Genomic DNA, 11,174 nt, shown 5'->3' with positions numbered 1-11,174 from the left:
CAATTAGCTGTTTGCTTTAAAAACCTTTTATTGTGGCACATTTTAATGTGGCACAACCAACTGAAATTTCACTGGAATTTTTTCATTAGAATATGTATATATCATTACTAATTTAACAGCCTGTTGGAGGGCTACTATGAAATTTTGTCGCCCCCGACTTGAGTTTAGCGGCGGCTGGTTGTTGGCTATACTTGCCACCATCACAGCTACACCTGTAATAGCAGAGACAGCAGCGAATTTTGGTACTTTTACCGTGTCAACAAACTCTAATCCAGCACCAGGAACAGTGCAGGGGTTTACAGGTGGTTCTTACTCATTGTCTGCCATAAGTAACCGCGATCGCGATCAAAAAGCCTGTATTGGTTTTGCCGATCCTAATCCAGATCACATTATGGTTTTGGAAAATGACTTTTCTCAGCTAACAATCAAAGTCGATAGCAACAATACCGACACGACTTTACTCATTCAAGGCCCAGATCAAAATACGATTCGCTGCGGCGATGATACTGGCAAAAGAAAAGATGCTAGCGTTAGCGATCGCAACTGGAAAAGAGGTACTTATCGGATTTGGGTAGGTACATTTAATTCTGGGGTCAAGCGTGATTATACTCTGGCAGTAGAGCAGCAGTGAAGTTAGGAGTTAGGTATTGGGAAGAATTTATGCCTAATGCCCAATTCCCCATTACCCATTCCCCATTCCCCATTCCCAATTTTTATGTGTAACACCTGAGACGATAATATGGGAGAGTAGCTTGTTGTGCTTTCCGAGGGTGCTATCTCGTGCTATCTATACTGCGTGCTGACTTTCGTATCATATTTGAACGTGACCCAGCTGCCCGTAACTGGTTGGAAGTTTTATTTTGTTACCCTGGTTTGCAAGCCCTGCTATTCCATAGGCTGGCTCACTGGCTGTATACGCTTGGTCTTCCTTTTATTCCTCGCCTGATTTCTCACTTGGCTCGGTTTTTGACTGGAATTGAAATCCACCCTGGTGCAGTAATTGGAAAAAGTGTGTTTATTGACCACGGGATGGGTGTAGTAATTGGTGAAACTGCGATCGTGGGAGACTATGCCCTAATTTATCAAGGTGTTACCCTTGGGGGTACTGGTAAAGAATGTGGTAAACGGCATCCAACTGTGGGTGAAAACGTCGTAGTCGGGGCTGGAGCAAAGGTACTGGGTAATATCCAAATTGGTAATAATGTTCGTATTGGCGCTGGGTCTGTTGTTCTAAGGGATGTACCTTCAGACTGTACTGTGGTAGGGGTGCCTGGGCGCATCATGTATCGTTCTGGAGTTCGGGTTTCACCTCTTGAACACAATAACTTACCAGATTCGGAAGCTCAAGTAATTCGTGCTTTAGTAGACCGGATTGAGGCGTTGGAAGAACAAATACAAACTCTTCAGCGCACCAATTCTTCAGAAAAAACTCCTGTTTTAGTGGGTTGTTTAGCCACCAAAGAGGATGAGCCAACCCACGATTCTCGCTGGTGCAACCTCAAAGATAAGACCATCCAGCAATTTCTAGATGGTGCTGGCATTTAGTTAAAAGTCAAGGGTTAAGGGTCAATCTTTTGACTCTTGACTAAATCACGGATTAATTGCTTCGCTAGACCACTCTTGCTGTTGATTACGGTGGTAAAGCCATCGATTTTGTGGTTCGCCGCGTAATTCTAAATGGTCTACTTGCACCGGATCGAGTAGCAGGAGACAAAAATTAGGGAGTGGCTCAATAGGATCGGCTGGTGATGGCTCAAAAGCTCCTGCTTCTGTGATTCTGGGTTTACCAGGATAGGGCCAACCAAACTGTAAACGCGCCGCATCACTTAATTCTTGCCACATTGCGATCCGGGCTGGTTGTAAATCTTGGTGAGAATCATCACTGCTGATTAGGGTCAAATCGCCAGCGATGCGGAATTGTTCTCGTGTATTGGGGAAGTACCAGCAAACTTCTGCCCAAGGTTGTTGCTGTATCTGGTCGGCTTTGGCGCTACGAGTATCGGTGATAAATCTTAGCTGGTTTGTATCTTCTAGGAAGCCGCGAAAGACTAGGGTACGATTAGCGGGGCGGCCATTGGGTTGCACTGTTGCTAGTTGCAGGTAACGGGCATAAACAAGGCTGCGATTGCGATGGAGTGCATGAGCGATCGCGCCTCGCCAAGGAGCAAGAGACATATCAATTAAAAATTAAAAATTAAAAGTTAAAAATGAAGAAAGTCAGATTAAATCTGGGTTTCCAGGTTGGGGTCTGTTGCCTTATTTTAGACAATTGTTACAACACTAAGTAAATAAGTTTGCAATTGTCTCTGTGTCTTTGCGTGAATATTATCCTCAATTCAACGCAGAATATACAGTATGTTGTATAAATTCGCAGATGAGCTATGGCAGGAATTCAAGTTGGAATTGAAGGGGAAGGCGCACCAGCCGCAGCCGAGGCTTTGCTAGAAATTCCTGGAATATCGGGAAGCTATGAAGTTCCGACGCAGAGAGAGGGAACTTTGGCGGCTGTTGCTACCATTGTTGGCATTGTGGGTGGTGTTGCGACTTTAGCGGAGCAAATCCGCAAATGGTATCAAGAATGGCATAAATCCCATCCAGGAAAACAATTGGATGCGATCATATACGATCCTGAGACTGGCGGCCGGATTTTTATCGAAGAAGCTACCATAGAGGAAATCACTGAAATCCTCAAATCTCTGAGCAAATAAAGTGGAAACTATCCGCATTCAACTTCGAGAAAGTACGCAGGAAACAGTTGAAATCAGGTATTGGCTACCTCAAAAAAGTCACTATGAATCACGTCGCCTGAAATTAGCAGAAATCGCTAATTTTCTCAACCAAGGAGAACGAGATTACTATAAACTGCTGCCCAATTTACCAGGAATCGGGCGGCAGTTATTTTTTTGGTTGGATGGAGATGGACGGTGGTTGAGTCGGGGAATTGCTAACTGTCACGGTGAGGGGTTGGTAATCGCCATTGATACCGATCAAAAACTGGCACATCTACCTTGGGAAGTGCTGCATGATGGTCAGGATTTTTTAGTCAAGCGGGTTAATCCAGTGGTGTTACCTCTGCGCTGGATTGAGAAAGAAACGGAAGGGTTTTCTGTGGAAGCACGACAATTGCGAGTATTGTTTATGGCAACCGACCCGGAAGATGTGGAACCAAAGTTAGAGTTTGAACAGGAAGAGGCGAGAATTCTGGCTGATACGCGAGATTTTGCTGTAGATTTGCGGGTGGAAGAAAGCGGTTGCGTTAGCGAGTTGGGTAAGGTGTGGAGTCGCTATTTTAATGACTTTGATGTGTTTCACCTCACAGGACACGCCTCAATTAAAGATGAAGCACCTTACACGCCTTACTTTATCACTGAGACGGAAATTGGCGATCGCCACGAAACCACAGCCGCAGAACTTGCCGAAGTCTTCCGGTTTCGCTTTCCCAAATTGGTGTTTTTATCTGGGTGTCGGACTGGACAAGCACCTGATAAAGGGGCTGTCCCTTCAATGGCTGAGGCGCTAATTGCCCAAGGGGCGAGGGCGGTTTTAAGTTGGGGGCGGCCTGTGGAAGATCGGACAGCTACAGCCGCCGCCGCGCACCTCTACGGCAAATTGGCAGCCGGATATCAATTAGCTGAAGCACTCGCTAGCACTTACCAGCAGTTGTTTAAACAGAATGTGCGTGACTGGCATTTGTTGCGGTTATATGTTCAGGGAGAATGTCCCGGTGCGTTGGTGGATGTGTTGGGAGATTTTCTAGCCTCAGTGCCGGAACCTGCTTATGAACAGTTTTTAGATCCCGATACCCAACAGGTGCGGGTGGCGAAACCCTCTGAGTTTGTTGGGAGACGGCGGACTTTGCAACGTTGTCTCAAAGCAATTCGCACTTCATTAGGGGTACTAATTCACGGACTGGGGGGTGTGGGTAAGAGTACTGTGACGGCGCGACTTCTGGAAAGGATGGTTGGCTATCACAGGCTGGTGAATTTTCGGCAACTGGATGAGGACAAACTGCTCAAAACCCTTGCTGAACAATGTACCTCGGAACGGGGGCATGAAATTCTCAATGGCAAGTTACCGTTGATGCAGCGCCTCACCAAGTTTTTCACTGAAGGACTGAATACCAAAGAACAGCGCTTTGCCTTTGTGCTGGATGACTTTGAGGCTAATTTGGATTTACGAAATGGGGTTTATGTCTTGCAACCACAAGTTGTGGATGTACTGCTGGCGTTGCTGAAGGCGATGCAAAATTCCCAACTTCCCCACAAGGTAATTATTACCTGTCGCTACAATTTCCAATTGTCGGAACTGAATCATCGTCTGTACCGCGAACCTTTGGGTGCTTTGGGTGGGGCAGATTTAATTAAAAAGTATAATCGTCTGGATTCGTTTAATGGCAGTTGGCAATTTCAGCCAGATTTGCCCGAACGTGCCAAAACAGCAGCAGATGGAAATCCTCGGCTGTTGGAATGGTTAGATAAGATTTTGCAAAATTCCCCAAAGTCGCTAGAAGCGGAGAGGGGAGTTGAGATGATTCTGCAAAAGATGGCAGATAAGGAAAAGGAATTTCGTGAGGATATTTTGGCTGAGGAATTGCTGAAGCAGCAAACTCCAGCTTTGCATCAAATGCTGGGGAAGTTGTTGGTGTATGAGTTACCTGTTCCTCTAGCTGCTATTTCCCCGATTTCTGAGGATATCTCAACTTGGGAAAGTCATAAGCAACGCGCTGAAATTTTGGGTTTGTTGGAAGTTACGCTTACCAACAACGGAGACAGGTTGTATCGTGTTCCCCGGATTTTGTCACCGTTGCTAGAGTTTCCAGAAAACCCCAAGGGTGAAGAGTTGTATAAACAAGCTGCACAAATTTTATATCGCCTATGGTGGGAAGAGGCGGAAACTTCGACGGAAGCACAAGAGTTAGAAATTCATCGCTTGGCTTTGCTGGGGAAGGATGAAGAAATTGCGGGAAACCTAGCTAGTTCATTGGCGAACCGCTTGTGGCATGAAAGTCGATTTCGGGAAGCAATACATCTGTGCAAATCAACCTTAGAAATTACTAAAAACCATATTGTTCTCAAAGAAATTGCTTATTGTGAACACCAACTAGGTGAGGTTGATCAAGCATTAAACTATTACCAACAAGCTTTAAATCTTTGTCCCGCAGAAGACGAACAAGAATTAGCATCAATTTATCATTATTTAGGGATGCTAAAAGCCAACAAAGGGGAAGTGGAGCAAGCGATCAAACTCTACAATCAGTCTTTGGAAATAACTGAACGCATTAGTAATGTCCAAACCAAAGCGGCGACGTTGCACGAACTGGGAGGTATCTACGCCAACAAAGGAGAAGTGGATGAAGCGATCGCACTCTACAATCAAGTCCTTGAAATTGATGAACGCATTGGAAATGTCCAAGGCAAAGCGGCGACGTTGCACCAACTGGGAGGTATCTACGCCAACAAAGGGGAAGTGGATGAAGCAATCGCACTCTACAATCAGTCTTTGGAAATAACAGAACGCATTGGTGATGTCCAAACCAAAGCGGCGACGTTGCACCAACTGGGAATTCTCTACGCCAACAAAGGGGAAGTGGATGAAGCGATCGCACTCTACAATCAGTCTTTGGAAATAAATGAACGCATTGGTAATGTCCAAGGCAAAGCGGCGACGTTGCACAATCTGGCAGGTATCTACGCCAACAAAGGGGAAGTGGAGCAAGCGATCGCACTCTACAATCAGTTCTTTGGAAATAACAGAACGCATTGGTGATGTCCAAACCAAAGCGGCGACGTTGCACCAACTGGGAATGATCTACGCCGACAAAGGGAAAGTGGAGCAAGCGATCGCACTTTACAATCAAGTCCTTAAAATTGATGAACGCATTAGTAATGTCCAAACCAAAGCGGCGACGTTGCACGAACTGGGAAGAATCTACGCCAACAAAGGAGAAGTGGATGAAGCGATCGCACTCTACAATCAGTCTTTGGAAATATTTGAACGCATTGGTGATGTCCAACACAAAGCGGCGACGTTGAACAATCTGGGAATGATCTACGCCAACAAAGGGGAAGTGGATGAAGCGATCGCACTTTTGAACCAATCTTTGGAAATAACTGAACGCATTGGTAATGTCCAACACAAAGCGGCGACGTTGCACTGTTTGGGAATACTCTATACCAATAAAGGAAAAGCCGAGGAAGCGATCGCACTTTTCAATCAGTCTTTGGAATTAAGTGAACGTCTTGGTGATGTCCAAGGCAAAGCAATGAATCTATGGTACTTAGGACATTTGGCAGAACAGTAGGGTAAATACACTAAAGCGATATCCTATTTGCAACCAGCTTTAGAGATTTTACAGCGATTGAAGTCACCGGATGCTGAAGGTGTGCGTGCAAGTCTTGATAGGATAATTCGTAATTCGTAATTACAGCACTGAAAGTTTTTTGTCTCACGCAGAGGCGCAGAGGCGCAAAGAAGAAGGCAAGAGTGTGGTTTAAGTAAATGAAAACTGGTGTAATGAGTCTTGGATACTCGTTAACGAGTATTTGAACTGGATGAATCCACCTCTGAACTCCGTTAATGAGTATTTGAACTGGATGAATCCACCTCTGAACTCCGTTAACGAGTATTTGAACTGGATGAATCCACCTCTGAACTCCGTTAACGAGTATTTGAACTGGATGAATCCACCTCTGAACTCCGTTAACGAGTATTTGAACTGGATGAATCCACCTCTGAACTCCGTTAACGAGTATTTGAACTGGATGAATCCACCTCTGAACTCCGTTAACGAGTATTTGAACTGGATGAATCCACCTCTGAACTCCGTTAACGAGTATTTGAACTGGATGAATCCATCTCCGAACTCCGTTAATGAATATTTAATACTCGTTCACGAGTTTTTACGAACTTCAAAGTAATAGAATATCTTAATATTTCTTGTGGGATGGGCGTCTCGCCCGTCCTGTAAACTAAGCGGGCAAGATGCCCACCCCACAAGTAGTAGTAATTTATTTGTTGGAGTTTCCTTACAGGAATTCAGGTGAGAGAATCTGGATCTATGCCGAGCGATCTTAATCTTTGGGCTAGCAATTCGGCACGTTGCTGGACTTCCTGGGCTTGTTGTTGAGCAAATTTTGCTTGCTCTTCTGGTGTTAAAAGCCTTTGCCCTTGGCGATCGTACCAATACAACCACTCGCGGGGAATGCCCAGATAAGTTCCTCGTTCCATGCCAATTCCTAAACCAATCTCTGGTAGCCAAACCGGACTACCATCTTCTAGTGCAGTGTAATCACCATTAATTAATTTGTATACTTCCAACCGTGGCTTTCGGCGACGAAATGGATTGTAGACTACATAATATAAAATCCCTAGTTTTGCATACTCCGCTTTCTTAGTTGAGTATTCGCCACGGTAGTTTTGAGATATTACTTCCAACGCTAATATCGGTACTTTTCTCTCTTCCCAAAGCACATAACTGGGGCGGAGGTTTTCATCATAAAATCGCTCTACGCCCAGACTCAAAAACCCATCTGGTACTATTGGCGGTAAGTCTGGATCGTAATAAATACCCATATCTACGCCAAAAAACCAATCCATACGTTCTGGCCAAGCCATTGCCAAAAGCGTTTTCAGTAAGCCGGGAATCAAATCTTGTAATTCATTATCCACGGGGGTATCGTCAGAGTCTGGTAGTTCCTCTGATGAAGGCAAACAAGCTAATGGATCGTAATTTAGCATGATTGATTTCCCGTTCCTCAATTATGACTACATCTTTAATTCTATTAATGAATTCTGATAGCAATTTAAATGAGAGAATCAGGATCTACGCCGAGCGATCGCAACACGTTGTTTGCCTTGCTGGAGTTGTTGAGTGTATTTCATCTTTGCTTCTGGTGTTAAAAACCTACACCTGCCCCCTGTCCCTTTGCCTACTGTCTCAGTTCTTTGATATTTTTCATCACTTGTTGGTATAAGTCGTTGTTACCCTGACTTTGAAAAATGCTCGCTGCTTTTTCTAAATCCTTGAGTGCCCCCTGTCTATCTCCATTGGTGGCGCGGGCATTTCCTCGGTTATTGTAGGCAGGGGCAAAGTTAGGGTTGAGGCGAATGGCTTGATTGTAATCTGCGATCGCACCCGTTGGATCTCCATTGGCAGCACGGGCATTTCCTCGGTTATTATAGGCGATCGCATATCTGGGATTAAGGCGAATCGCTTGACCGAGATCGTCTATTGCCCCTTTTCTGTCTCCATTGGCGGCGCGGGCATTTCCCCGGTTGTTGTAGGCTTCGGCGTAGTTGGGATTAAGGCGAATCGCTTCACTATAATCTTTAACTGCTTCTCTGTTACCTTCTAGTGAGGCGCGGGCATTGCCCAGGTTATTGTAAGCTTCAGCGTCGTTAGGGTTGATGCGGAGGGCTTGATTGTAATCTGCGATCGCTTTTTCCTTGTCCCCCAAATCAAAGTAGGCTAATCCCCGACCGTTGTAGGCTGCGCCATATTGAGAGTTTTGACTAATTGCCTTACTATAGGAAGCGATCGCAGCTTGTAAATCGCCGTTTAAATGCTGATTCTTTCCCTGAAGATAGAATTCCCCACCTCTGGATGCTGTAGCTGAACGACGGCTAGGTGTACTAACTCCTATTTCTGTCACCAAAACACTGTCATTCTTGCTACAAGAAACACTGCTAATTGCTGTCAATGTAGTAAAAATAGCTATAGTAAATACTTGATTTACCCTTGTTCGCTTTTGTCTAAATAAACGCCGTCTCATAATTTAATATAAACTGCCATAACACCTGAACGTAATTAGTAACCAAAATCTAGATTTTAATTCTTTAACTCAATGGTTATTCTAACTTTGGATAGACGTTTCAAGTCAATTAACAAATTTACCAGATATTCAATATATTTATTTAATAGTTATATTAAGGGAAAAACATGAATTATAAAGTATAAAAATTGTCAATTCGGCTCTTTGTTTTTGTCATCTCTTTACTTCTTGACAATGGATTTCTGAGCAGAAAGCTACTGTAGCTCATGTTTTTTAAGATACTTTTTGAAAAAAATATATTTGAAATCTTAAGATTTGCTATAAACAATAACTCCATAAATTCTGACATTGGTAGCCTTATGGACAATTTACTCATCTTCTTTTTCACTCTCTTGAGCTTTCGGAGTTAGCCGCCAAGAGGTAGTTTTTTCAATATCTACAGACAGTTGTTCTAGATTTGGGCCTAAATCTTTTTGGAGTTTCTGAGTTAGTGTGATGGGAAAATCTAAATCAATATCTTGGGTTTGTGCTAGCCTGGCCAATTCTGAAAAAGTAGCTTTGACTGTAGTGCGATCGTAACTAGTCAGCTTATGATAATAAGTTTCAGATATATTCTGAGCTTGCATCGCTTTTTTCATACGTTCTTGCAAATGCTCAAATTCTGAATTCAACAACTTCCATTGTTGCTCAAGTTGTGAGTATCTAGTACTTAGTGATATTAAATCTTCCGTTGTGGGTTCTGGGTTGGCTTTGGCTTGTAAACCTAATAAATTTGAGTGGATTTGAGCAAGATAAATACAATCTAGATAAGCATACTCTATCTGTTCTTCAGTCAGGGGGCGTTTTCCCCAATCGCTGGTTTGCTCTTGTTTATCGATATTGTTAAAGCTACAAAGTGCTGTAGCTATGGTTTTGAGTTGATAGTTAGGTAATGGCAAAATATGGTAGGGAATTTTTTTTGCCATTTCTAAAGTGCAAGTAATATTTTTAGCTTTCTTGTTACCGAGAAATTTTAGATCATAACTGGCATTGTGAAAAACTTTTTCAATGGCAGAATTTATCATAATTTTTTCAATAAACTCAGCTATGATATTAGGTTTATCTAGCACATCTAAAAGATAGACGCGATCGCCACTCATATCTTGGGGATTATCTAACACCTGAATCAGCGATAATCTAGGATTACGACTTTTATAGTCAGCTACTTCTGTATCTATCCACAGTGTTTTGACATTGGTGTATTCAGCGACAATAGCACTAATTTCGCTGGCAGAAGTGAGGTAGGGCATTGGCTGATATTTCCTGAATATTTAGGGCATTTTAAGTAAGCCATAGTTTTCTAAAGTAACATTTTGTTGGTAATTTTGCTGGCACAGTATTGCAAAAAGATGAAGTTTTGAGCTGCATAGGCGTAGACATCGCCAAACTGACCCAAATCTGATAACATCGATTCACTACTTTAAGGCTGCATAGTTTATCATTGGAAAAGTTCCTCAGCATCTACATTAAATTCATAGGAGCTACAGGCCGTATATAGAGGTATCTTGGTAAGCAACCGTCAATAAAATTGAATTGGTGCTTCTCAAAATGGCTGCAAAATCTTAGCCTAAACAAATCGTTCAAGTTCCAATTTCCAGTAACCTGAGTAATTGCTTGGACACTTTTGCTACTTCACATTTAATTGCTTTTTAACATCTGCTCCTCACCATGACACACAAATTAATTGCTTCCAGTAATCAATTCGGAGATAGATAATGAAAAAGCTAATTCTATTAATCGTTAGTAGCATTTTGGTAGTTGGTACTTTTGGCTGCCAAGAGGCTCCTAAAACTGGTTCGGAAACTCCTAGCACTACTAATGAAGCTGCTCAAGTACCAGCAAAACCTGCTTCTCAGACAAATGAAACTGCCAAAGTTCCAGGAATACAAACAACTCCTTTAGCAACTAGCACAGATACTAAAGTTAAAACCGATTCTGAAAAAACGGCAGCAACAAAAGTTAAAAGCGACTTAAAAACTGAAGTTAGCGCCAAGTTGAACAAAGGCTTACCAGGCAATAAGTTACAGGTTGAGAACAAAGAGGGTGAAATTATCCTCAAAGGCACAGCGACTTCTGCTGAAGAACTCAAGAAAGCTGAAACTTTGGCTAAGGAAGTTCAAGGTGTGAAGACTGTGAAGGTGGAAGCAAAAGTTGAAACTGTGAAAAAGCCATAAAAGAATAACTGGAGTTCTCAGTTAACATCGGCATGAAAGCCAAACAGGGACTTACATTTGTGTAAGTCCCTGTTTTTTATTTGCTCAATTTTAAGTCACACCACTCTATTAGTTTGTCAAGGAAGTTCGTAGTAAAGACTAAACTCCTTCGAATATTGTGCTTTTCTTTGAAATAAGATTTTCCTTACCC

At 42.9% G+C, this 11,174-nt stretch carries 11 protein-coding genes; 7 read left to right on the top strand and 4 right to left on the bottom strand.

The window, feature by feature from the left end; genetic code table 11:
* The first annotated feature begins 136 nt into the window (after window positions 1–136).
* Both G1O98_RS00225 and cysE read left to right on the top strand, forming a co-directional pair.
* Window positions 137–631, top strand: a complete 495-nt coding sequence (locus G1O98_RS00225) for a hypothetical protein (protein WP_163926625.1) — start codon at window positions 137–139, stop codon at window positions 629–631.
* 149 nt (window positions 632–780) lie between these two features.
* Window positions 781–1,545, top strand: a complete 765-nt coding sequence (cysE, locus tag G1O98_RS00220) for a serine O-acetyltransferase (protein ID WP_163926624.1) — start codon at window positions 781–783, stop codon at window positions 1,543–1,545.
* A gap of 45 nt (window positions 1,546–1,590) precedes the next feature.
* Here the strand turns inward: cysE and G1O98_RS00215 are convergent, their stop codons facing one another.
* Entirely contained in the window at window positions 1,591–2,175 is a 585-nt protein-coding gene (locus G1O98_RS00215; protein WP_163926623.1) for an Npun_F5749 family FMN-dependent PPOX-type flavoprotein, read from the bottom strand.
* 206 nt (window positions 2,176–2,381) lie between these two features.
* On the opposite strand from G1O98_RS00215, the gene G1O98_RS00210 reads away from it, so the two are divergent.
* From G1O98_RS00210 to G1O98_RS00195, 4 genes are all read left to right on the top strand, one after another.
* On the top strand, window positions 2,382–2,708 hold the full coding sequence (locus G1O98_RS00210; RefSeq protein ID WP_163926622.1) for a hypothetical protein: 327 nt from the start codon (window positions 2,382–2,384) through the stop codon (window positions 2,706–2,708).
* Window position 2,709: 1 nt separating this feature from the next.
* Window positions 2,710–5,766 carry a tetratricopeptide repeat protein gene (locus G1O98_RS00205; protein WP_163926621.1) on the top strand — a complete coding sequence of 1,019 codons (3,057 nt, stop codon included), beginning with the start codon at window positions 2,710–2,712 and terminating at the stop codon, window positions 5,764–5,766.
* Window positions 5,741–6,301 carry a tetratricopeptide repeat protein gene (locus G1O98_RS41025; RefSeq protein WP_345940510.1) on the top strand — a complete coding sequence of 187 codons (561 nt, stop codon included), beginning with the start codon at window positions 5,741–5,743 and terminating at the stop codon, window positions 6,299–6,301. The genes G1O98_RS00205 and G1O98_RS41025 overlap by 26 nt, the downstream gene beginning before the upstream one ends.
* Window positions 6,302–6,551: 250 nt before the next feature.
* Complete coding sequence (locus G1O98_RS00195) at window positions 6,552–6,917, top strand: hypothetical protein (protein WP_163926620.1); 366 nt, start codon at window positions 6,552–6,554, stop codon at window positions 6,915–6,917.
* 118 nt (window positions 6,918–7,035) lie between these two features.
* Here the strand turns inward: G1O98_RS00195 and G1O98_RS00190 are convergent, their stop codons facing one another.
* The 3 genes from G1O98_RS00190 to G1O98_RS00180 form a co-directional block, all read right to left on the bottom strand.
* Window positions 7,036–7,737, bottom strand: a complete 702-nt coding sequence (locus G1O98_RS00190; RefSeq protein WP_163926619.1) for a Uma2 family endonuclease — start codon at window positions 7,735–7,737, stop codon at window positions 7,036–7,038.
* A gap of 191 nt (window positions 7,738–7,928) precedes the next feature.
* Complete coding sequence (locus G1O98_RS00185; protein WP_163926618.1) at window positions 7,929–8,771, bottom strand: tetratricopeptide repeat protein; 843 nt, start codon at window positions 8,769–8,771, stop codon at window positions 7,929–7,931.
* A 368-nt stretch (window positions 8,772–9,139) separates the two neighbouring features.
* The gene (locus tag G1O98_RS00180; RefSeq protein ID WP_163926617.1) at window positions 9,140–10,060 is read right to left on the bottom strand and encodes a ribonuclease D; all 921 of its coding nucleotides are present in this window, start codon (window positions 10,058–10,060) and stop codon (window positions 9,140–9,142) included.
* A 465-nt stretch (window positions 10,061–10,525) separates the two neighbouring features.
* On the opposite strand from G1O98_RS00180, the gene G1O98_RS00175 reads away from it, so the two are divergent.
* Window positions 10,526–10,984: a BON domain-containing protein gene (locus tag G1O98_RS00175; RefSeq protein ID WP_163926616.1), complete on the top strand. Its 459-nt coding sequence runs from the start codon at window positions 10,526–10,528 to the stop codon at window positions 10,982–10,984.
* Window positions 10,985–11,174: the final 190 nt, after the last annotated feature.

The sequence above is a fragment of the Nostoc sp. UIC 10630 genome, assembly GCF_010747425.1.
GTDB lineage: Bacteria > Cyanobacteriota > Cyanobacteriia > Cyanobacteriales > Nostocaceae > Nostoc.
The sequence above is the reverse complement of the archived record's forward strand: the minus strand, read 5'-3'. Positions and strand labels throughout refer to the sequence as shown.